Here is a 21980-nt window from a genome sequence, read left to right as displayed (position 1 = left end):
GGGGTGGGTATGCCCATCCTGTCCCCGGCCGACGGCACTTGGACGCCGGTCTCGCCCCCTACAGGCCCAGCGTGGGTGGGTACGCCCTGCCCGTCCCCGGCCGACGGCGCCCGGACGCCGGTCCCGCCCCCTACAGGCTCTGCGCGGGTGGGTACGCCCTGTCCGTCCCGGGCTGGCGGTAGGCGGGGCGCCGGTCCCGGCCGCTGCAGGTCCCGCGCGGGTGGGTATGCCCATCCTGTCCCCGGCCGACGGCACTTGGACGCCGGTCTCGCCCCCTACAGGCCCAGCGTGGGTGGGTACGCCCTGCCCGTCCTCGGCCGACGGCGCCCGGACGCCGGTCCCGCCCCCTACAGGCTCTGCGCGGGTGGGTACGCCATCCCGTCCCCGGCCGGCGGCAGGCGGGTCGCCGCCCGCTACAGGCCCTGCGTGTAGGAGAAGAAGCGCTGGGGGTCGTACTGCTGCTTCACCTTGGCCAGCCGGGCCGCCGCGTCCCCGTAGTACGCCTTCCGCCAGTCCTTCAGCGTCGGGTCGCTGTAGTTCTGGTAGGCGGCGCCCGAGGCGTACGGCTTCATCGCCTGGTGCGCCGAGGTGAGCCAGGACTGGGCGGTGGAGCCGGAGGCCCCCGCGCCCCAGGAGGCGATGTACTGCGCCAGCATCCGCGAGCGGCGGTGGACGAAGGCCGTCGCGGTCGGGGAGACCCGGTTGACCGCGCCGCCGAGCGCGGTGAACGCGATGCTGCCCGCGCCGCCCCGCACCGCGGCGATCTGCTTCAGCACGGTCTGGATGCCGGCCGCGGACAGCGAGCGGTCGAAGAAGTCGGAGCGGGCCGCGTAGGTCTCCCGGCCCAGCTTGCCCTGCGGGGAGCGGCCCGGGGTGGAGCCGGGCAGGTGGCACTGGGCGTCGGTGGAGAAGGAGGAGCAGCCGGCGTAGATCTCCATGGCCTCCTCGTAGCCCCGGCGGCGCAGGGAGACGGAGGAGGCGTCGGCGCCCGCGAGGTGGGCCAGGCGGTCGACGGCGTTCTGGAGTTCGCCGTAGGTGCCGAGGGAGAAGCAGGCCACCGAGATGGTCGGGGTGCGGCCCGGGGAGCACGCCAGGTGCAGGGAGGACCAGATCTCGTCGGGCTGGCTCGGGCCCCACTCCTGCCACGCCTGCAGCACCTTGGCGGCCTTGGCCCACGGCCAGGTCAGGTAGGCGGTCACGGCCTGCGGTGCGGCATGGGTCCGGAACTGCAGCTCGGTGACGACGCCGAAGTTGCCGTTGCCGGCGCCGCGCAGCGCCCAGAACAGGTCCTTGTTGGTGCTCGCGTTCGCCGTGAGCTGTTTGCCGTCCGCGGTGATCAGGGTGGCCTGGGTGAGGCTGTCGCAGGTCAGGCCGTAGGCGCGGGAGGCGACGCCGTGGCCGCCGCCGAGGACCAGGCCGGAGACGCCGACGGTGGGGCAGGAGCCCGCCGGTATGGTCACGCCCTTCGCGGCCAGCGCGCGGTAGACGTCGATCAGCTTGGCGCCGGCGCCGACGACGGCCTGGCCGCCGCTCGCCCGGACCCGGTTCAGCCGGGACACGTCGACGATCAGCCGGTTGTCGCCGGAGGAGTAGCCGGCGTAGGAGTGGCCGCCGTTGCGTATGGACACCTTCACGCCGTGCGCGTGGGCGTAGGCGAGGGTGGTGCGGATGTCGGCGGTGTGCGCGACGTAGGCCACCGCGGCCGGCTTCAGCCCGTCGAAGCGGGTGTTGTACAGCTGGTGGGCGGTCGTCCAGCTCGCGTCGCCGGGCCGCACCAGGGTGCCGTCCAGGTCACGGGCGAGGGCCGCCCAGTTCGCCGCGGCGGTCGCGCTGGTGGTCCTGATGCCCGGCAGCGAGGTCGCGCGCGACGGCGTACCGGGGTGGTCCGCCGCGGGGGCGGACGAACCCCCGCCCGCACCGCACGCGGTCAGTGCGGTTGTCGCGAGGGCGGCCGCGCCGCCCGAGATGAACGTACGCCGTTCCATGTCCGTCGCCTTTCCTCGGCTGTCGTGGAACCAGACGACGCGCCGCACCCAGAAGTTCCCCCGACCGGGTGAGGAACATCGAAGACATGTTCGCGCAACCCGGTCATCGGAACCTTCGCGTGCCCTCCCCGTGAGCATTCCGTGACCTCACCAGGCCGACGGCAGGGGTTCACCCCTCGTTCACTTCCGGCCATCGGCGGCTTCACCTGATCTGCCTAATTTCGGCCTTACCGGGTGCCGAGTGCGGCCATGAACGCGCTCACGCACCTCTACTACCTCGCGCGCCGCCGACAGCGGCGGCTCCTGGAAGGAACTCCCGAAAGTGAAGCTTCAGCGCAAGAACCGGCTGCGCGCCCTGTCTCTCGGTGCTGTCGCCGTCACCGGCGCCCTGGCCCTGACGGCGTGCGGCTCCGACGACAACGGCGGCGGCGGAAGTGCGTCGGGCAACCCGTCCACGTCCGCCCAGGCCAGCTCGATCAAGTGCGACGACGCCAAGGGTCAGCTCCTCGCAGACGGCTCCTCCGCGCAGAAGAACGCCATCGACGCCTGGGTGAAGAGCTTCTCCCAGGCCTGCGGCGTGCAGATCAACTACAAGGGCGGCGGCTCCGGCGCCGGTGTCACCGCGTTCACGCAGGGCCAGGTCGCCTTCGCCGGTTCCGACTCGGCGCTGAAGCCCGAAGAGGTCACCGCCTCCAAGCAGATCTGCAAGGGCGGTCAGGGCATCGACCTGCCGATGGTCGGCGGCCCGATCGCCATCGGTTACAACGTCCCGGGTGTCGACAACCTGGTCCTGGACGCCCCGACCCTCGCCAAGATCTTCGACAGCAAGATCACCAAGTGGAACGACCCGGCGATCGCCGCCCTGAACAAGGGCGTGAAGCTCCCCGACCTGAAGATCCAGGCGTTCCACCGCTCGGACGAGTCCGGCACCACGGACAACTTCACCAAGTACCTGATCGCCACCACCCCGGACAACTGGAAGTACTCCGGCGGCAAGGCCTGGCAGGCCAAGGGCGGCCAGTCCGCTCCGCAGTCCGCGGGCGTGGCCCAGCAGGTGAAGCAGACCTCCGGCGCCATCGGCTACTTCGAGCTGTCCTACGTCAAGGACGGTCTCAAGGCCGTGTCCATCGACACCGGCGCCAGCAAGCCGGTCGCGCCGAGCTCCGAGAGCGCCACCGCCGACATCGCCGCCGCGCAGGTCGTCGGCACCGGCAAGGACCTCTCGCTGAAGCTGGACTACAAGACCAAGGCCGAGGGCGCCTACCCGATCACCCTGGTCACCTACGAGATCGCATGTGACAAGGGCAACAAGGCGGACACCCTGCCCGCCACCAAGGCCTTCCTGCGCTACATCGCCAGCGAGGACGGCCAGAAGATCCTCCCGAGCATCGGCTACGCGCCCGTGCCCGCCGACATCATCTCCAAGGTCCGCACGGCCATCGAGGGCCTGAGCTGACCTGATCCGAGAGTGCGGCCCGGTACCCGACAGGGCCGGGCCGCACCGTCCGGTGCACCGCCGCCATGAGCCGCGGCCCCCTCGGGGGCACGGCTCCGCAGACCGGAGAACCCGATGGACATATCGACGACAACCGACGTACCTCCTCCTGCCCCCCAGCCCACGATCGCCGAGCGGAAGCGCGCGGCCCGTGGCGCCACCCGCCCCGGCGACCGCGTCTTCCTCGGGCTGTCCCGAGGCTCCGGCATCCTGCTGCTGGTGATCATGGCCGCCATCGCGGTCTTCCTCACCTACCGCGCCGCCCTCGCGATCAGCAAGGACCACGCGAACTTCCTCACCACGTTCGAGTGGAACACCAACGTCCTCGAACCGAAGTTCGGCATCGCGGTCCTGGTCTTCGGCACGATCGTCTCCTCGGTCATCGCCATGGTCATCGCGGTCCCGGTCGCGGTCGCCATCGCGCTGTTCATCACGCACTACGCCCCGCGCCGCATGTCAGGACCGGTCGCCTACGTGATCGACCTGCTCGCCGCCGTGCCGTCCATCGTGTACGGCCTGTGGGGCGCCCTCGTGCTCGTCCCGCACATGAACGGCCTGTTCGGCTGGCTCGACGAGTTCTTCGGCTGGACCGGCGTCTTCTCCTGGGACGAGGGCGCGCCGCGCTCGATGCTCACCGTCGGCATCCTGCTCGCGATCATGATCCTGCCGATCATCACCAACGTGAGCCGTGAGGTCTTCCGCCAGGTCCCGCAGATGCACGAGGAGGCGGCCCTGGCTCTCGGCGCCACGCGCTGGGAGGTCGTCCGCATGTCCGTGCTGCCCTTCGGCCGCTCCGGTGTGATCTCCGCCTCCATGCTCGGGCTCGGGCGCGCGCTCGGCGAGACGATCGCCGTCGCCACCGTGCTCTCGCCGTCCTTCGACATCCAGGCCAGCCTGCTCAACCCGGGCGGCGGCACCTTCGCCCAGAACATCGCCAGCAAGTTCAGCGAGGCGAACGAGTTCGGCCGGGACGCGCTCATCGCCTCCGGTCTGGTCCTGTTCGTCATCACCCTGCTGGTCAACGGCGCCGCCCGGCTGATCATCACCCGTCGCGCGGAGTACTCGGGGGCCAACGCATGAGCAGCGCAGCCGTCACCGACAAGCGGCACAGCACCCTGCGCGCCGCGAGCCTGCCCCGGTGGACGCCGTGGGCCATCGCCGCCGGCTCCCTCGTCCTGGGCATCGTCATCAGCCTGGCCGCCGGCCTGGACAGCCGGATCCAGTGGGGTCTGATCGCCGCCGTCCTCTTCGTCCTCGGCACGTTCGGCATCGCCGCGCGCGTCGAAGGCCGCCGCCAGGCCAAGGACCGCGTCGCCACCAGCCTCGTCTGGGTGGCCTTCCTGCTCGCCGTGGTGCCGCTGGTCTCCCTGATCTGGGTGACCGTCGTGCGCGGTGTGAAGGTCTTCGACGTCTACTTCCTGACCCACTCGATGGGGGTCGTCGCCGACACCGAGCCCGGCGGCGGCATCTACCACGCCATCATCGGCAGCCTGGAGCAGGTCGGCCTCGCCACCCTCATCGGCGCCCCGATCGGCGTGCTCACCGCGATCTACCTGGTCGAGTACGGCCGGGGCCGGCTCGCCAAGGCCGTCACGTTCTTCGTCGACGTCATGACGGGCATCCCGTCGATCGTCGCGGGCCTGTTCATCCTCAGCCTGCTGCTCATATTCAAGATGGGGCCCTTCGGCTTCGCCGGTTCGCTGGCCCTGGCCATCCTGATGATGCCGGTCGTCGTCCGCTCCACCGAGGAGATGCTCAAGCTCGTCCCGAACGAGCTGCGGGAGGCGTCGCTGGCGCTCGGCGTGCCCAAGTGGCGGACCATCCTGAAGGTGGTCCTGCCGACCTCCATCGGAGGCATCACCACCGGCGTCATGCTGGCGGTCGCCCGTATCGCCGGCGAGACCGCGCCCGTGCTGCTGCTGGTGTTCGGCAACCCGTTCATCAACAACAACCCCTTCGAGGGCGCCCAGGCGTCGCTGCCGCTGTACATCTACCAGCAGTTCGCCAACAGCGCGGGCTCCGGCGCGGCGTTCGACCGCGCGTGGGCGGCGGCCCTCACGCTGATCGCCTTCGTGATGATCCTCAACCTGGTGGCCCGCGGCATCGCCCGCTGGAAGGCCCCCAAGACCGGTCGCTGAGGCGACTATCTCCGGCTCCGCCGGGCGGGGCGACACAGCGACCGAGCTTGAATTTCTGGAAGTGAAGCAGACATGGCCAAGCGAATCGACGTAAGCGGCCTCACCGCCTACTACGGCTCCCACAAGGCGATCGAGGACATCTCGATGACCGTGGAGCCGCGGTCGGTGACGGCGTTCATCGGCCCCTCCGGCTGCGGCAAGTCGACGTTCCTGCGCACGCTGAACCGCATGCACGAGGTCACCCCCGGCGGGCGCGTCGAGGGCAAGGTGCTCCTGGACGACGAGGACCTGTACGGCGCCGGGGTCGACCCGGTGTCCGTCCGCCGTGAGGTGGGCATGGTCTTCCAGCGTCCGAACCCGTTCCCCACGATGTCGATCTTCGACAACGTGGCGGCGGGGCTGCGGCTGAACGGGAACTACAAGAAGTCGGAACTGAACGACGTCGTCGAGAAGTCCCTCAAGGGCGCGAACCTCTGGAACGAGGTGAAGGACCGCCTGAACAAGCCGGGCTCCGGCCTGTCCGGCGGTCAGCAGCAGCGGCTGTGCATCGCCCGGGCGATCGCCGTCGAGCCGGACGTGCTGCTGATGGACGAGCCCTGCTCCGCCCTGGACCCGATCTCCACCCTCGCCATCGAGGACCTGATCGGTGAGCTGAAGGAGCGGTTCACGATCGTCATCGTGACGCACAACATGCAGCAGGCGGCGCGGGTGTCGGACCGTACGGCGTTCTTCAACCTCGCGGCGGTCGGACAGCCCGGCCGGCTGATCGAGATCGACGACACGGAGCGGATCTTCTCCAACCCGTCGGTCCAGGCCACGGAGGACTACATCTCCGGCCGCTTCGGCTGATCCCACGATCCCCTCGCGGTGCTGCATGGCGGTGCCACCGCGAGGACGCAAAGGGCCCGCCCCTGGCTCCCGGGGGCGGGCCCGCTGCGTTGTCACGCCGTCACTGTGTCCGGCTTCGGCGCCGGGGGTCTTCGGGGCTTCGCCCCTCGCCCCGGTGTCTCCCGCCCGCCCGACCGACTCGGTCGGCCGGAGGGCTCGACGCGGGGCCGGGCGACCGGGCCGGCAGGATGGTCGCGGCTACAGCGCCACCACCTTGACCAGCCCGAAGGCCAGGGCGGCGACCAGGGCCGCTGCCGGCATCGTGATGAACCAGCCCAGGATGATGTTCTTGGCCACGCCCCAGCGGACGGCGTTGACGCGCTTGGTCGCGCCCACGCCCATGATGGCCGAGGTGATGACGTGGGTCGTGGAGATCGGCGCCTTGAAGAGGAACGCCGTGGTGAACATGATCGACGCGCCGGTCGTCTCGGCCGCGAAGCCCTGCGGCGGGTCCAGCTCGATAATCTTGCGGCCCAGCGTGCGCATGATCCGCCAGCCGCCCGCGTAGGTGCCGAGGGACAGCATGATCGCGCAGACGATCTTCACCCAGACCGGGATCGGGTCGCCGTACGTCTCGTGGCCGGAAATCACCAGTGCCATGACGACGACGCCCATCGTCTTCTGGGCGTCCTGGAGACCGTGGCCCAGCGCCATGCCGGCCGCCGAGACCGTCTGGGCTATGCGGAAGCCGCGCTTGGCCTTGTGCGGGTTGGCCCGGCGGAAGAGCCACAGGATCGCCGTCATGACCAGGTAGCCGATGATCAGCCCGACGACCGGGGACACGAACATCGGGATGATGACCTTGTCGACCACCCCGTGCCAGATCACCGTCGTGCCGCCCGCCAGCGCCGCGCCCACCAGGCCGCCGAACAGGGCGTGCGAGGAGGAGGACGGCAGGCCGTAGTACCAGGTGACCAGGTTCCAGACGATCGCGCCGAGCAGGGCCGCGAAGAGGATCCCCATGCCGGTGGAGCCCTGGGGGGTCTCGATCAGGCCCTCGCTGACTGTCTTGGCGACGCCGGAGCCCAGGAAGGCACCGGCGAGGTTCATCACGGCCGCCATGGCGAGGGCCGCCCGCGGGGTCAGCGCCCGCGTCGACACCGACGTCGCGATGGCGTTCGCCGAGTCGTGGAAACCGTTGGTGTACGTGAAGAAGAGCGCGACCGCAATGGTCACGATCAGGGCGAACGTGTCCATCGACGCCTCAGGACTCCTTGACGGCGATGGTCTCCACCGTGTTCGCCACGTGCTCGAACGCGTCCGCCGCCTCTTCCAGGACGTCCACGATCTGCTTGAGCTTCAGCACCTCGATCGCGTCGTACTTGCCGTTGAAGAGGTGGGCGAGCAGCTTGCGGTGGATCTGGTCGGCCTGGTTCTCCAGCCGGTTGACCTCGATCCAGTACTCGGTGAGGTTGTCCATGGTGCGGAGGTTCGGCATGGCCTCCGCGGTCAGCTCGGCAGCCCTGGCCAGGACCTCGATCTGCTGCTCGACGCCCTTCGGCAGTTCCTCCACGTTGTAGAGGACGACCAGGTCGACGGCCTCCTCCATGAAGTCCATGATGTCGTCCAGGGAACCGGCGAGGGCGTAGATGTCCTCCCGGTCGAACGGCGTGATGAACGAGGAGTTCAGCTGGTGGAAGATCGCGTGCGTGGCGTCGTCACCTGCGTGTTCCGCGGCCCGCATACGCTCTGCGATCTCGGCCCGGGCGGAGGAGTCCGCCCCGAGCAGTTCCATCAGGAGTTTCGAGCCGGTGACGATGTTGTCCGCGGACGCGGCGAACATGTCGTAGAAGCTCGTCTCCCTGGGGGTCAGACGAAAGCGCACGTGGGGTCCTCGGGGTGCTTCGGTTTCGGTCAGGCTGATGCTAGGCGCATCATCCGGCCACGGCTATCGGGCCGCATCCCAGTGTCGCCCATCGGGCAGTGTGGTCGGCACGGGGGCGGACGAAGGGCCCTCTACCCCGGAAAGTTCGTTACCATATACCCAGTAGGGGTATGTGTCCCTTTTGTCCCCAGCTCGTCCCGAGACGGAGGCCCGCGATGACGACGACGACCGAGGCCGGCGCCACGCACGGCTACCACAAGCAGAAGGACGAGCACCTCAAGCGGCTGCGCCGGATCGAGGGCCAGATCCGCGGACTGCAGCGGATGGTGGAGGAGGACACGTACTGCATCGACATACTCACGCAGGTCTCCGCATCCACCAAGGCCCTGCAGTCCTTCGCGCTCCAGCTGCTGGAGGAGCACCTGCGGCACTGCGTCGCGGACGCGGCCGTCAAGGGCGGTGACGAGATCGACGCCAAGGTGGACGAGGCGACGAAGGCGATCGGCCGGCTGCTGCGCAGCTGAGCCGCTCAGGCCGCGTCGCGCTCCTCGGCCACCCGCAGCACCGCGTCGATGCTCTCCAGGCTGAGCCGGTCCTCGGCGGCCGAGGCCGCGATGATCAGCTCTCCGCACAGCTCGATCTCGGCGAGGGCCACGTGGTCCTGAACCGCCGTGCCGCCGACCGCAGCCACCCGCCTCACCTCTTCCCGGACGTCACCGCTCCCTAGGGTAGGCAGCGTCCTGCTGACCGCGCATGGCACGGACGGGCTACTTACGGGGTGGCGTCCCGGACTAGTGACTGGCCGGTTTCAGGCCCCGCCGCCGGTCCCGCCCTCCTCGGCGATCCGGCCGGCGTAGATGTCCTGCGGGGCCGGCAGCCGTACGTCGGCGGGGGTGCCGAAGCCGTACAGCAGCAGGGTCGAGGCGACCGCCACGGTGGCCTTCTGGCGGCCGTTGACGAAGCTGAAGCGCTGCCGCAGCTTACGGATGCGGCCCTGGTCGTCCAGGTACGCGTCGAACGGCACCTCGGCCGTGGCGAACCCTTTCGCCGCCGCTGCCAGGGCCGCCCTGTTCGCGGCGGTGGCGTACCGGGCCGCGCGGCGCAGGTCGGCGGTGCCCCGGTAGTGCCGCACCGGCGTCCCGGCGACCTCGGTCCGGCCCACGAAGACCGCCTCCCGCGTGCCGCGCAGCACCTCGGCCGCCGCGTACGGGTCGGTCGCGCCGCCGGTGACCAGGTTGCCGTCGGACAGCGTCGAGGTCTCCACCCGCACCCACTTGTCGGCGGGCACGCCCGCGCCCCGGTTCTTCATGAACAGCGCGCCCGGGGCGAGGAGTTCGGTGATGGGCCGGTGCTCGGAGGTGCCCGTGGGGTCCTCGGGCAGCACCACCGTGAGCCGGCCTAGGCGGTGGCGGTAGTCGTAGACGCCCTTGCCGCGGATGGTGACCCGGGTGCCGCCCGTGGCCATCTCCATCGAGGTGCCCGCCTTGGAACTGCCCGCGGCCCGCAGCGCGTCGGCGGCCCGGTGCAGGGCGGTGACGGGGTCACCGGCGCCCTTGACGTCCTCGGCGGCGGCCCCGCTGCCGGAACAGCCCGCGGCGCCCGTGCCGAGGACGAGGAGGACGCCCGCCGCGACGACGGTGCCGCCCGCGCGCCTGTGCTGCCGCCGATCCATCGCCTGCCTACCCCCAGCCGGTGTGTCCGTCACGGGCCCCCTGTCGTCCGGATAACGACGGCTGAGGAACGCCGTCACGCGCCACCGCGAGCGACGGCGGGGGTCGCGCCGGAGCGAGGGGAGCGGGGCGGGTGCGGGCGGGGGCGCGTTGGGGCGAGAGGGCCGGACGGGCGGCGGCAGCGGAACGCGCGCGGGCGGCGCCAGGCGGGGCCGATGGGGAGGAGGGGCGGGTGTTGGTGGGGCGCGTCGGAGTCGGGGGAGGCGGGGCGGTGTTGGCGGGGGCGCGTCGGGCCGGGGGAAGCGGGGCGGGGCCGGGCGGGACGCGTCGGGGTGAGGAGAGGCGGGCGGGTGTTGGCGGGAACGTTTCGGGCCGGGGGAAGCGGGGCGGGGGCGGCGGGGGCGGGATGCGTGCCGGCGGGTCGCCTCGCGGCGAGGGGAGCGGGGCTGGTGGCGGCGGGAGCGCGTCGGAGTCGGGGGAGGCGGGGCGGTGTTGGCGGGGGCGCGTCGGGCCGGGGGAGCGGGGCCGGTGCGGGAGGGAATGGGATGCGTGGCGGCGGGAGGGGGCGAGGGCGGGGGGCGTTAGACCGGTTCTTTAATCGTGGCTGGGTACCGTTGACGGCGTGGCAGTCATCGCGGTATCGGAGGACGGACCGGAACGCGCCGGGTCCGGGCAGGAGCACCTCACGACGACGACCGAGCAGGGCCCCTTCTGCGTGGCCAGATGCAGCTGCGGCTGGCGCGGCCCCGCCCGCCGGGCCCGCAGCCAGGCCCGTACGGACGCGGAGGGGCACACGGCGGGCCGCTGAGCCGTCAGCGGCTCTCCAGGGCCCGCAGGAGCGCGTCCACCAGGTCCCCGTCGCGGAACTGGGTCAGCCGGTCCCGGGCGGCGGCCGGGGCCAGCCACAGGATGCGGTCCACCTCGGCGTTCGGCGTGAAGTGGCCGGAAACCGCCTCCGCGGCCCAGTACCGCACCCGTTTCGGGCGGCCGTTGGCCGAATAACACAGGGTCGGCAGCTCGCCGCCCGGCCCGGCCGTGTACCCGGTTTCCTCCGCGACCTCGCGCAGCGCGCCGGCGAGCGGGTCCTCGCCCCGCTTCAGCTTGCCCTTGGGGTGGGACCAGTCGTCGTACTTCGGCCGGTGCACCAGACAGATCTCCAGGTCGCCGGAGACCGGGGAGCGGCGCCACAGCACACAGCCGGCCGCCTGGACCACGGTGTCGTCCACACCGCCTCCTCGTGGGGTCAGGGCGCGGGAACGGTCTGCTTCTGCCACGCCTGCTGGAACGCGAACCTGGCCGCCTCCACCTCGTGCCGCTGATCGGCGTGGAGCACTCCGAGCGCGTACGCCGTCGCCGGGGTGATCCGCGGCGTGCGGGCCGCCTGCGCCGCCGCGGCCGCCGCCTCCGAGGCGTCCCGGTGCCGGTTCAGCGCCTGGCCCGCCGTCAGCAGCCGTGCGTCCAGCGGGGCGTCGCCGGCGTGCAGCACCTCGCGGGCGTACCGGTGCAGGCGCAGCAGCAGGCGCACCTGGTGCCAGGGGCTGTCCTGGGGGTGCGGCGCCGGGTCCGGGGACAGGCCGTGCACCAGGGCCTCCGCGTTGTAGGGGTGGCCGGCGGTGACCAGGGGGAGCGCGGTGACGGCGTCCGTGAGGCGTTCCTCGGCCGCGGCGGCCAGGGGGTGCAGGGTCGTGGTGGGGGCGGCGGGGATGAGGGGGACCTCGCTGGCGAGGACGGCGACCTTGTCGGCCACGGCGTGGAAGCGGGAGGAGCCGAGGGCCTGGAGGGCGGTGGAGTGGGCGCGCGTCCGGGCCAGGGTGAGCTGGCGTTCGAGCAGGGCGCCCGCCTTCGCCGCGCCGACCGTGAGGGTGCCGCGCTCCGTCGCCGCCGTCGCGTCGGCGGGACCGCCAGTGCCTCCCACCGCGGCGGTTGCCGCCCGTGCCGCCCCGGCGGCCCGGCTGCCGGCGGCCACGGGGACGTCCACCGTCTGTGCGGGCAGCACCGCCGCGCCCGACAGCCGGTGCAGCGCCAGCAACAGGCGTTCCAGCCGGGCCTCGTAGGAGTGTTCCAGGCCCAGGGTGCCGGACACCCAGGCCAGTTCGGGGCGCATCGCCTCCGACCAGTCGGGGTCGAGGAGCGGGCGGAAGGTGTGCAGGCTGGCGCTGATGCGGCGGGCCGAGCGCCGCAGGGCGCGGGCCGCGTCGACGGGGCCCTCCGCGCCGGCCGCCTGGCCTCCGGTCTCCCGGTGCAGGCGCAGGGCGCGGAGGAACTCCGTGGCCTGGGCGCGCAGGTAGCCCGCGAGGGCGTCCCCCGTCACCGCCCCGGCCGTGGGGTCCGTCGGGTCAAGGTGTTGCTGTGCCACGCCGGCGCCTCCGGGCGTCTATGAGCATCTCCTGGACGTTGCGCAGGGGTTGGCCGTCCGCGTCGGTCGCGTGCCGCGTCCACTCGCCGTCCGGGCCGAGGTGCCAGGAGGCGGTGGAGTCGGACATGCCGGTGTCCAACAGCCGGTTGAGCGCGGCGCGGTGACCGGGGTCGACCACCCGGACCAGGGCCTCTATCCGGCGGTCGAGGTTGCGGTGCATCATGTCGGCGCTGCCGATCCACACCTCGGGCTCGCCGCCGTTGCCGAAGGCGAACACCCGGGAGTGTTCGAGGAACCGGCCGAGGATCGAGCGGACCCGGATGTTCTCCGACAGGCCCGTGACGCCCGGGCGGACGGCGCAGATGCCCCGCACCCAGATGTCGACCGGCACGCCCGCCTGGGACGCCCGGTAGAGCGCGTCGATGACCGCCTCGTCCACCATCGAGTTGACCTTGATGCGGACGAAGGCCGGACGGCCCGCGCGGTGGTGCTGGACCTCCTTGTCGATCCGGGCGACCAAGCCGTCCCGCAGGGACTTGGGGGCGACCAGCAGCCGGCGGTAGGTCTCGCGGCGCGAGTAGCCGGACAGCCGGTTGAAGAGGTCGGAGAGGTCGGCGCCGACCTGCGGGTCCGCGGTGAGCAGGCCGAGGTCCTCGTACAGGCGGGCCGTCTTCGGGTGGTAGTTGCCGGTGCCGACGTGGCTGTAGCGGCGCAGGGTCTCGCCCTCCTGGCGCACCACCAGCGACAGCTTGCAGTGCGTCTTCAGGCCGACCAGGCCGTACACGACGTGGCAGCCGGCCTCCTCCAGCTTGCGGGCCCACTTGATGTTGGCGTGCTCGTCGAAGCGGGCCTTGATCTCGACCAGGACGAGGACCTGCTTGCCGGACTCGGCGGCGTCGATGAGCGCGTCGACTATCGGGGAGTCGCCGGAGGTGCGGTACAGGGTCTGCTTGATGGCGAGGACGTCCGGGTCGGCCGCGGCCTGTTCCAGGAACGCCTGCACGGAGGTGGAGAAGCTGTCGTACGGGTGGTGCAGCAGCACGTCCCGCGCGCGCAGCGCCGCGAAGATGTCGGGCGCGGACGCCGACTCGACCTCGGCGAGGTCGCGGTGGGTGCCGGCGATGAACTTCGGGTACTTCAGCTCGGGCCGGTCGAGGCTGTGGATGCGGAAGAGGCCGGTGAGGTCGAGGGGGCCGGGTAGCGGGTAGACCTCCGCCTCGGAGATCTTCAGCTCGCGCACCAGCAGGTCCAGCACCTCGCGGTCGATGGACTCCTCGACCTCCAGGCGCACCGGCGGGCCGAAGCGGCGCCGCATGAGTTCCTTCTCCAGGGCCTGGAGGAGGTTCTCGGTGTCGTCCTCCTCGACCTCCAGGTCCTCGTTGCGGGTGATCCGGAAGGCGTGGTGCTCCAGGATCTCCATGCCCGGGAACAGCTCTTCCAGGTGGTTGGGGGCCGCGATGACGTCCTCGATGGGGACGTAGCGGCCGGGGGACGCCTCCAGGAAGCGGGTCAGCAGCGGCGGGACCTTCACGCGCGCGAAGTGCTTGTGGCCGCTGACCGGGTTCCGTACCACGACGGCCAGGTTCAGGGAGAGGCCGGAGATGTACGGGAAGGGGTGCGCGGGGTCGACGGCCAGGGGCGTGAGGACCGGGAAGATCTGGTGCCGGAAGAGCGTGAAGAGCCGGGCCTGTTCCTTGTCGGTCAGCTCGGTCCAGCGGACCAGGTGGATGCCCTCGTCCGCGAGTGCGGGGGCGACGTCCTCGTGGTAGCAGGCGGCGTGCCGGGCCATCAGCTCGCGGGAGCGGGCCCAGATCATCTCCAGTACCTCGCGGGGCTGGAGGCCGGAGGCGGAGCGGGTGGCGACGCCGGTGGCGATGCGGCGCTTCAGGCCGGCCACGCGGACCATGAAGAACTCGTCCAGGTTGCTGGCGAAGATCGCGAGGAAGTTGGCGCGTTCCAGCAACGGCGTGTTCGGGTCCTCGGCCAGCTCCAGGACGCGCTCGTTGAAGGCGAGCCAGCTGCGTTCCCGGTCGAGGAAGCGGCCCTGGGGCAGGGGCGCGCCGTCGGTCGGCGCCTCCTCGTAGGTGTCGAGACCCGCGTCGAGATCGGGTTCCAGGTCGGAGACCACGGCGGCCACGGCGTGCTGGCGGTGCGCGGCGATGGAGCCCACGGAGGGCTGGGGGTGCTGTACCTCTGCCTGGGTGTCTTGCTGGCTCATGAACCCATTCTTCCGCGCAACGGGTGACACAGGCGCGTCGGAACGTGCGGGCGGGAGCGTGACGGCCCCGTTCCCCGCGGGCCCCTCGGGGGGCGGCGAAGGCTCTGGCACGGCGGGCTTCATTGGCTGAGCGTCGCAAGCCCGGCTGAATCAATGGTTACGGCGACATGACGTGCGGGATAGCGGGGGGCGGCCCGAAGGCGTCCCCGGCTGCGGGGTGCCGTCCGGCGGTGACGGCGGGGATGGCTGGGATGGCGGCGGTGGCGGCTGGGATGGCGGCGGTGAGGACGACGCCGGTGGCGGTGCGGTGGTGAGGTCGATGCCGGTGGTGGTGGCGAGGATCGCGGCGGTGGCGATGGCGGTGGCGGTGGCGGCGGCGGTGATGACGGCGGGGATGGCGGGGATGGCTGGGATGGCGGCGGTGGCGGCGGGTGGCCGGTCCGGAAGCCGGCCGGCGGGACGCGCGGGGCGTGAACGCGCGGGGCGTGAACGCGCGGGGCGTGAACGCGGGACTGACTCCGCTGCGTGACCGGGGCGGTCCGGTCCGTGGACCGGACCGCCCCGGAGGCCGGGGGCGAGCACCCCGGAGCCGGTGAGCGGGGGCGGCCCGGCCGTGGTCGGCTACGCGCGCCGGCAGGCCCGGTCACGGGGAGCGGCGCGGGCGGGCGCACAGCAGCCCACGGACCGCGAGCAGCGCGAACGCCGGTGCGTGGGGCAGCACGGCCGGGCGGTACAGCCGCAGGGGGCCGACGGGTGGCCGGGCCGCCAGGGGGCAGCCAGGGGCGAGGGCGGTCACCCTCCGACCCCGTCACGACCACTACCCGTGGCTTCCTCGTGGCCGGTCCCGGTGGCTCGGTCACGGTCGGCCCCGGTGGCTTCCGCGCGGTCGGTCCCGGGTGGCTCGGTCACGGCTGGCCCTGGTCGCTCCCGCGCGGTCGCACCTGGCGGCTCCGTCACGACCGGTCCCGGCGGCCTTCCGCGCGGTCGGTCCCGGCGGCTCCGTCACGACCGACCCCGGCGTCTCACGACCAGCCCCGGCAGTTCCCCCGCGGCCAGCCCCGGCGTTCCCCCGCGACCGGCCCCGGCGGCCCCCCCGCGACCAACCCAGCTACCCCTCGCGGCCGGCACCCGTGGCGGGGGTCGTCTTCGGGTGGGTCGGGGTGCCGGTGGTGCGGTGGTGGACCAGCCAGAAGGCGAGCGTGGTGAGTACGGCGGTGAGGGCGAGGAGGAGGGCCGCCGGGACGAGGTGCAGCGGCCAGTAGTGGGAGTAGGGGTGGTAGTCGGCGTAGAAGCCGACGGCGTGCCGCTGGTCGTTGAGGCTCCGGCACCCGGCAGCGGCGTCGGAGGCGCAGGTCGAGGCGGGCACGTGGGCACCGGTCGCGGTGACGATGCCCTCCTCGACCGTGATGCCCGAGTGCGTCGGGGACTTCCCGCGTCCGGCGACGCCGGTGACGGTCGGCCACAGGTGCGGCAGGCTGATCTGGACGGCGATCCACAGCGCGGCCACGGAGAGCGCGGAGGCGCACAGCGCGACCAGCGAGCGGCCGATCAGCAGCCCGGCGAGGGCGCCGATGACCAGGCCGGTCAGGGCGAGGGCGACGATCAGCGGGCCGCCCGAGTAGAAGGTGGCAACGTCGTACCAGCGCTTGGCGGTGTCGATCCGGCCGTCGCCCGCGGACCACGCCACGTGGTGCAGCATCGCCAGCAGACCGGTGCCGGCGGTGATCAGGAGGGCCGGGACCGCGAGCCGGGAGGTCAGCCAGCGGACCGGTGAGACGCCCTGGGTCCAGGCGAGCCGTACCATGCCGGCCTCCACCTCGCGGCCGGTCAGTGCCGCACCCGCCCAGGCGGCGGTGAGGAACGGGACCGCGAGGATGAGGGTGGTCGTGTACTGGTAGACGTCCTTGTAGCGCAGGATCGCGTCCTGGTCGTACCGGCAGGGGCGGAAGGGCGCGCAGGCGTCGTAGTCGTGCCAGGCCGTCGCCGCCGCGTCGGTGAGCGGGCCCCACAGCCACAGCAGCGTGCCGGCGCCGCCCACGACCAGAAGCGCCCAGGTGTACACGGCGGGCCGGTGCAGGCGCAGCAGCCAGCGGATCTGGCGCGGGGCGGCGGTCACCGGGGCGGGTGCGCTCAGGGTGGCGGTCACGCGGCGTGCTCCTCGTCGTCGGCGGTGTCGGCGGTGTCGGCCGGGGTCAGGGCGGGGGCGCCGGGGTTGCGCAGGTGCGCGAGGACCAGTTCCTCCAGGGACGGCGTCGCGGTGCGCCAGTCGCCGGGGAGGGGTCCGGACGGGCGGATCAGCGCGGTGAGCTGCCGGCCGGTGACCCGGGACTCGACCACGGTGTGCGCGTCCAGCGGGGTCGTCGCGGCGGCGCCGCTCACCCTCCGGTGGGCGGCGAGCAGGTCGTCGATCTCGCCGGACAGCCGGATCCGGCCGCCGCCGACGAGCAGCAGGTGGTCGCAGGAGTCCTCCAGCTCGGCGACGACGTGCGAGGACATCACGATGGTGGTGCCGTACCCGGCGGCCTGCGCCATCAGCGTGCCCATCAGCTCGTGCCGGGCCAGGGGGTCCAGGTCGGCCATCGGCTCGTCCAGGAGCAGCAGTTCGGGCCGCTTGCCGAGGGCGAGGGCGAGCGCCACCCGGGTGCGCTGCCCGCCGGAGAGGGAGCGGACGCGGGCCTCGGGGTCGAGGTCGCCGCCCGCGACGACCCGCGAGGCGCCGTCCGCGTCCCAGTGCCCGGGGTTGAGGTCGGCGCCCATGCGCAGCGTCTCGGCGATGGTGAGCTGCGGGTACAGCGGCTTGTCCTGGGCGATGAAGCCGACCCGGGGGCGGGCGGCGGCCGGTGTGGTGCCGAGGACGGTGACGCTGCCCTCGGTGGGCGCGGTGAGCCCGGCGGCCAGGGCGAGCAGGGTGGACTTGCCGGCGCCGTTGGGGCCGACGACCGCGCACACGCGCCCGGCGGGCAGCCGGAACGAGCAGTCCCGCAGCGCCCAGCCCCCGCGGCGGCCGAACCGTTTCCCCAGAGCCTCCGCCCGCAACGCGATGTCACTGCTCATGTCGGTTCTCCCTGGAAGTGCGTGTCGAGTACGGCGGTGAAGAGTGCGGCCACGTCGTCCCGCTCCAGTCCGGCGGCGCGGGCGCGGTCCGCCCACTGCTCCAGCTCGCCGCGCAGGGGCGAGTCGGCGGGGGTGGTGCCCAGGGACCGTCTGACGAAGGTGCCGAGGCCGCGCCGCGCCTCCACCAGGCCCTCGCGCTCCAGTTCGCGGTAGGCCTTCAGGACGGTGTTGGGGTTGATGGCGGTGGCCTCCACCACCTCGCGCGCGGTGGGCAGCCGGTCGCCCGGCCGCAGCAGGCCCAGCCGGAGTGCCTGTTTGGTCTGCTGGACGATCTGCACGTAGGTGGCCACGCCGCTGTGCCGGTCGATGCGGTACTCGACCATCGGAAACAACCCCCTTTCACTAATTGAGTAGTGAAAGGGTGATGCAAAAGAGGGGCGGTCGTCAAGGCGACCGCCCCTCTGGTGCTGGTATGTCAGGTTTCCGTGCGGTACATCAGGTCCGTCTCGTGGACCGTGAAGCCCAGGCGCTCGTACACCGACACCGCCGCCTTGTTGTCGGCGTCGACGTAGAGCATCGCGGTCGGCAGTTGCTGCGCGGCCAGGTGGCGCAGTCCCACGGTGGTGAGGGCCTTGCCGAGGCCGCCGCCCTGCTCGCCGGGCCGGACCCCGAGGACGTACACCTCGCCCAGGCCCTCCTCGGCGTGCACCTTCGTCCAGTGGAAGCCGATCAGTTCGCCGCGCCGCTCGGCGAGGAAGAACCCGGCGGGGTCGAACCACGGCTCGGCCTTGCGGTCGTCCAGGTCCCGCTGGGTCAGCGTGCCCTGCTCCGGGTGGTGGGCGAAGGCGGCGGCGTTCACGGCGAGCCAGGCGGCATCGTCCTTGCCGGGCACGAAGGCGCGCACGGTCACGCCTTCCGGCAGCACCGGATCGGGCAGTTCCAGATCGGTCAGCGACCGCCGCATCTGGCGCAGTTCGCGGAACAGGGTCAGGCCGAGCACCTGGGCGAGGTGCCGGGCGGCGGGGTGCCCGCCGTGCGCCCACACCCGCAGTCGCTTGCCGGAGGCGGCGAGCAGGGCCGAGCCGAGCGCCCGGCCGTGGCCGTGCCCACGGTGGGCGGGGTGCACGACCAGTTCGGCGGCCGGCGCCTCCACCGGGTCGGTGTCCTCCAGCTGGGCGTAGCCGACGAGTTCGCCGTCGACGGACAGCAGCAGGTGCGAGACGCCTTCGCGGGTTCCGCCGCGCAGCTGCAGCCGGCCCTGCTCGGACACCGGTTGCTGCCCGTCGGTCCGGGCGGCCTCACCGAGCAGGCGCAGCACGGCCTCGGCCCGGTCCGGGGTGAGCGCGGAGGAGGTCTCGATGGAGCGGGCGGGGAAGCCCCGTACGGTGTCGTCGCTGCTCATGCGTACGAGGGTACGGGGCGGCCGGGGCGAATTCCCGGCACATCGGCCAGGCGGGCGCACCGGTAAAGACATGGGCAAAGGGAAACCAGGATGTAACCATGAACCCCCTGTCGTGCTACGCGCGTTGACCCTAGGCTGCGCCGAGCCAGCACAGCCGACCCACAGGGGGGTCCCATGCCAGCCGCGCCCCGGCGCACCGGACGTCGTACGTACGCCCTTCTCGCGAGCGCAGCCACGCTCGCCACGGCCGCGGCGCTGACCGCCGCGCTCCCGGCCGACGCGCACGAGAGCCACCACCGTCCGGACCGCTACCAGGACGTCCAGCTGCTCTCCTTCAACGACCTGCACGGCAACCTGGAGCCCCCGTCCGGCTCCTCCGGCCGGGTCACCGAACTCCAGCCGGACGGCACGGCGAAGACGGTCGACGCGGGCGGCGTCGAGTACCTCGCGACCCACCTCCGCCAGGCCCGCGCCGGCCACCCCTACTCGGTCACCGCGGCCGGCGGCGACCTGGTCGGCGCCTCCCCGCTGCTGTCGGGCCTCTTCCACGACGAGCCCACCGTCGAGGCGCTGAACAAGCTGGACCTGGACGTCACCTCGGTCGGCAACCACGAGTTCGACGAGGGCGCGAGGGAACTGGCCCGGCTCCAGAACGGCGGCTGCCACCCCACGGACGGCTGCTACACGGACCAGCGGTTCAAGGGCGCCGACTTCCCGTACCTGGCCGCGAACGTCCTGGACGACAAGACCGGCAAGCCGATCCTGAAGCCGTACTGGGTCTGGAAGAAGAAGGACGTCAGGATCGGCTTCATCGGGGTCACGCTGGAGGGCACCCCCGGCATCGTCTCCGCCGACGGCGTCAAGGGCCTGTCCTTCAAGGACGAGGCCGAGACCATCAACAAGTACGCCAAGGTGCTCCAGCGCCAGGGCGTGCAGTCGATCGTGGCCCTGATCCACGAGGGCGGCTACCCGGCGTCCGGCTCCTACAACTACGACTGCGACTCCCCGGGCGCCGGCAGCGGCATCTCCGGCCCGATCGTGGACATCGCCAAGAACGTGACCCCGGCGGTGGACGCCCTGGTCACCGGCCACACCCACCAGGCGTACGTCTGCACGATCCCCGACCCGTCCGGCCGCCCCCGCATGGTCACCTCGGCGTCCTCCTTCGGCCGCCTCTACACGGACACCACGCTGACGTACGACCGCCGCACCGGTGACATCGCGCGCACGGCCGTGAAGTCCGCGAACCACGTGGTCACCCGGGACGTCCCCAGGGCGCCGGACATGACCGAGTTGATCTCGCGCTGGAACACCCTGGCCGCCCCGATCGGCAACCGTCCCATCGGGTACATCTCCGCCGACGTCAACAACAGCGGCACCGAGTCCCCGATGGGCGACCTCATCGCCGACGCCCAGCTCGCCCACGGCCGGGAGCTGGACCCGAGGACCAGCCTCGCGCTGATGAACCCGGGCGGCGTCCGGGCCGGCCTCACCTACGCGGCCAAGGGCTCCGAGGGCGACGGCGTGGTCACCTACGCCGAGGGCTTCACGGTCCAGCCGTTCGCCAACACCGTGAACCTCCAGGACTTCACCGGCGCCCAGCTGGTCCAGGTCCTCAAGGAGCAGGTCAGCGGCGCCAACGCGGCGGCCCCGAAGATCCTCCAGCCGTCCGCCGGGCTCACCTACACCCTGGACCTCACCAAGTCCGGCGCGGACCGCGTGGTCACCGGCTCGATCCGCCTGAACGGCGCCCCGATCGACCCGTCGGCCACCTACCGCGTCGCCACCAACAGCTTCCTCGCCGGCGGCGGCGACGGCTTCCCGACGCTGGGCCAGGGCACGGGCGACCTGGTCGGCGCGGACGACCTGACGGCCCTGGAGAAGTACCTGACGGCCAACTCGTCGGCCACGTCCCCGCTCGCACCGCCGAAGACGGACCGGATCACGGTCGTGCAGTAGGACGGCCCCGGCCCTTGTCCACAGCTGTGGACAAGGGCCGGAGCCCCGGGGCCCCTCCCCCCAGCAGCGCCGGCCAGTCCTGCTCGGCGGCCCAGTCCGCGAAGGAGTGCCAGGCGATCTCGGGGTGGGCGCGGCGCAGACCGGTGACGTCGACGTCCAGGCCCGTGTCGGTGAAGTAGGCGAACATCGCCGCCAGGTCGGCGGAGCGGGCGCGGACCTGGGGGAGGGGTGGCTGCGCGTGGGCGACCGGGCGGCCCAGTGCGGTGCTGAGGACGGCCGCGATCCGCGCGGGGGTGCACGTGTCGGAGGCGATGTCGACGCGCCGGCCCGCGAAGTCCTCCCGGCGCTGGAGGGCCAGCGCGGCGAACGCGCCGATGTCGGTGGCCGGGATGAGCGTGAGCGGCCGGTCGGCCGGCATGGGCCAGGCGAAGACGCCGGTGCGCAGCCCGTCGAGGGTCCAGCCGCTCGCGTAGTTGTCCATGAACGCGGCCGGGGCGATCACCGTCCATGGCAGGCCGGAGGCGCGCAGGTGCTGTTCGACGGCCCGCTTGCTCTCGAAGTGCGGGACGCCGGTGCCCCGGTCGGCGTGGGCGACGGAGGTGAGGACCACATGGCCGAGGCGGGCCCCGGCCGCCGCGTCCACGAGGGCCGTGCCCTGCCGGGTCTCCGTCCGGGTGTCGGTGCCGAACGGGGTGGTCACCGCGAAGAGCGCGTCGGCGCCGGCGAGGGCGGCGGCGAGGGACCCGGCGTCGTCGTAGTCGGCGCGGCGGACCTCGGCCCCCAGGGTGCGCAGCGTCTCGGCGGCGGGTGAGCCGGGCCGGCGGGTCAGCGCGCGGACACGGTGGCCGGCGGCCAGCAGCGCGCGGGCGGTGGCCCCGCCCTGGGCGCCGGTAGCGCCGGTGACGGCGATGGTGAGCATGGGTGTCCCCCTGGATCGCTAAGATTGCTGCGCGACGCATTGGCTGCGTCGCGCAGCAGACTAGGGCATGA

General features: G+C 72.4%; 21 protein-coding genes. 7 read left to right on the top strand and 14 right to left on the bottom strand.

What is annotated here, in order from left to right; translation table 11 throughout:
* Positions 1-413: 413 nt before the first annotated feature.
* The gene (locus AB0947_RS36820; protein ID WP_366754734.1) at positions 414-1985 is read right to left on the bottom strand and encodes an FAD-binding oxidoreductase; all 1572 of its coding nucleotides are present in this window, start codon (positions 1983-1985) and stop codon (positions 414-416) included.
* 322 nt (positions 1986-2307) lie between these two features.
* On the opposite strand from AB0947_RS36820, the gene pstS reads away from it, so the two are divergent.
* The 4 genes from pstS (at position 2308) to pstB (ending at position 6467) form a co-directional block, all read left to right on the top strand.
* A complete protein-coding gene (gene pstS, locus AB0947_RS36815; RefSeq protein ID WP_366754733.1) occupies positions 2308-3441 on the top strand; it encodes a phosphate ABC transporter substrate-binding protein PstS in 1134 nt (377 codons plus the stop codon).
* A gap of 114 nt (positions 3442-3555) precedes the next feature.
* Positions 3556-4560 (top strand): phosphate ABC transporter permease subunit PstC, encoded by a 1005-nt coding sequence (gene pstC, locus AB0947_RS36810; RefSeq protein ID WP_366754732.1) that lies wholly within the window; start codon positions 3556-3558, stop codon positions 4558-4560.
* Complete coding sequence (pstA, locus tag AB0947_RS36805) at positions 4557-5618, top strand: phosphate ABC transporter permease PstA (RefSeq protein WP_366754731.1); 1062 nt, start codon at positions 4557-4559, stop codon at positions 5616-5618. The genes pstC and pstA overlap by 4 nt, the downstream gene beginning before the upstream one ends.
* Positions 5619-5690: 72 nt before the next feature.
* Positions 5691-6467, top strand: a complete 777-nt coding sequence (pstB, locus tag AB0947_RS36800; protein ID WP_366754730.1) for a phosphate ABC transporter ATP-binding protein PstB — start codon at positions 5691-5693, stop codon at positions 6465-6467.
* Between the two features lie 237 nt (positions 6468-6704).
* Here pstB and AB0947_RS36795 read toward each other — a convergent pair whose 3' ends face one another.
* On the bottom strand, positions 6705-7703 hold the full coding sequence (locus tag AB0947_RS36795; RefSeq protein WP_366754729.1) for an inorganic phosphate transporter: 999 nt from the start codon (positions 7701-7703) through the stop codon (positions 6705-6707).
* Between the two features lie 7 nt (positions 7704-7710).
* A complete protein-coding gene (locus tag AB0947_RS36790; RefSeq protein ID WP_015493282.1) occupies positions 7711-8331 on the bottom strand; it encodes a DUF47 family protein in 621 nt (206 codons plus the stop codon).
* A 215-nt stretch (positions 8332-8546) separates the two neighbouring features.
* On the opposite strand from AB0947_RS36790, the gene AB0947_RS36785 reads away from it, so the two are divergent.
* Positions 8547-8855, top strand: coding sequence for a metal-sensitive transcriptional regulator (locus AB0947_RS36785; protein ID WP_014673531.1), 309 nt, complete (start codon positions 8547-8549; stop codon positions 8853-8855).
* A gap of 5 nt (positions 8856-8860) precedes the next feature.
* On the opposite strand, the gene AB0947_RS36780 is transcribed toward AB0947_RS36785, so the two are convergent.
* Both AB0947_RS36780 and AB0947_RS36775 read right to left on the bottom strand, forming a co-directional pair.
* Positions 8861-9022 carry a hypothetical protein gene (locus AB0947_RS36780; RefSeq protein WP_171150011.1) on the bottom strand — a complete coding sequence of 54 codons (162 nt, stop codon included), beginning with the start codon at positions 9020-9022 and terminating at the stop codon, positions 8861-8863.
* A 117-nt stretch (positions 9023-9139) separates the two neighbouring features.
* Positions 9140-10003 (bottom strand): hypothetical protein, encoded by an 864-nt coding sequence (locus AB0947_RS36775; RefSeq protein WP_366754728.1) that lies wholly within the window; start codon positions 10001-10003, stop codon positions 9140-9142.
* Between the two features lie 620 nt (positions 10004-10623).
* On the opposite strand from AB0947_RS36775, the gene AB0947_RS36770 reads away from it, so the two are divergent.
* Positions 10624-10809 carry a hypothetical protein gene (locus tag AB0947_RS36770; RefSeq protein WP_366754746.1) on the top strand — a complete coding sequence of 62 codons (186 nt, stop codon included), beginning with the start codon at positions 10624-10626 and terminating at the stop codon, positions 10807-10809.
* Between the two features lie 4 nt (positions 10810-10813).
* Here AB0947_RS36770 and AB0947_RS36765 read toward each other — a convergent pair whose 3' ends face one another.
* The 8 genes from AB0947_RS36765 to mshD all read right to left on the bottom strand — a co-directional run bounded on the left by AB0947_RS36765 (position 10814) and on the right by mshD (position 19031).
* On the bottom strand, positions 10814-11227 hold the full coding sequence (locus AB0947_RS36765; RefSeq protein WP_366754727.1) for an NUDIX hydrolase: 414 nt from the start codon (positions 11225-11227) through the stop codon (positions 10814-10816).
* A 17-nt stretch (positions 11228-11244) separates the two neighbouring features.
* Positions 11245-12357, bottom strand: a complete 1113-nt coding sequence (locus AB0947_RS36760; RefSeq protein ID WP_366754726.1) for a CHAD domain-containing protein — start codon at positions 12355-12357, stop codon at positions 11245-11247.
* Positions 12338-14575 (bottom strand): RNA degradosome polyphosphate kinase, encoded by a 2238-nt coding sequence (locus tag AB0947_RS36755; protein ID WP_366754725.1) that lies wholly within the window; start codon positions 14573-14575, stop codon positions 12338-12340. Before AB0947_RS36755 ends, AB0947_RS36760 begins: the two co-directional genes overlap by 20 nt.
* A 643-nt stretch (positions 14576-15218) precedes the next feature.
* The gene (locus tag AB0947_RS36750) at positions 15219-15371 is read right to left on the bottom strand and encodes a hypothetical protein (RefSeq protein ID WP_366754724.1); all 153 of its coding nucleotides are present in this window, start codon (positions 15369-15371) and stop codon (positions 15219-15221) included.
* Positions 15372-15683: 312 nt separating this feature from the next.
* A complete protein-coding gene (locus AB0947_RS36745) occupies positions 15684-16721 on the bottom strand; it encodes an ABC transporter permease (protein ID WP_366754723.1) in 1038 nt (345 codons plus the stop codon).
* The gene (locus tag AB0947_RS36740; RefSeq protein WP_366754722.1) at positions 16718-17629 is read right to left on the bottom strand and encodes an ABC transporter ATP-binding protein; all 912 of its coding nucleotides are present in this window, start codon (positions 17627-17629) and stop codon (positions 16718-16720) included. Before AB0947_RS36740 ends, AB0947_RS36745 begins: the two co-directional genes overlap by 4 nt.
* Positions 17626-18012, bottom strand: coding sequence for a GntR family transcriptional regulator (locus AB0947_RS36735; RefSeq protein ID WP_366754721.1), 387 nt, complete (start codon positions 18010-18012; stop codon positions 17626-17628). The genes AB0947_RS36740 and AB0947_RS36735 overlap by 4 nt, the downstream gene beginning before the upstream one ends.
* A gap of 92 nt (positions 18013-18104) precedes the next feature.
* The gene (gene mshD / locus AB0947_RS36730) at positions 18105-19031 is read right to left on the bottom strand and encodes a mycothiol synthase (protein WP_366754720.1); all 927 of its coding nucleotides are present in this window, start codon (positions 19029-19031) and stop codon (positions 18105-18107) included.
* A 174-nt stretch (positions 19032-19205) separates the two neighbouring features.
* On the opposite strand from mshD, the gene AB0947_RS36725 reads away from it, so the two are divergent.
* On the top strand, positions 19206-20990 hold the full coding sequence (locus tag AB0947_RS36725; RefSeq protein WP_366754719.1) for a bifunctional metallophosphatase/5'-nucleotidase: 1785 nt from the start codon (positions 19206-19208) through the stop codon (positions 20988-20990).
* Here the strand turns inward: AB0947_RS36725 and AB0947_RS36720 are convergent.
* Positions 20974-21909, bottom strand: coding sequence for an NmrA/HSCARG family protein (locus AB0947_RS36720; protein WP_366754718.1), 936 nt, complete (start codon positions 21907-21909; stop codon positions 20974-20976). The two genes, AB0947_RS36725 and AB0947_RS36720, sit on opposite strands and share 17 nt — an antisense overlap.
* Positions 21910-21980: the final 71 nt, after the last annotated feature.

Origin of the sequence: Streptomyces sp. NPDC047841, assembly GCF_040704085.1 — a bacterium.
GTDB classification, from domain to species: domain Bacteria; phylum Actinomycetota; class Actinomycetes; order Streptomycetales; family Streptomycetaceae; genus Streptomyces; species Streptomyces argyrophylli.
This window is presented reverse-complemented; position numbering and strand designations above follow the sequence as displayed.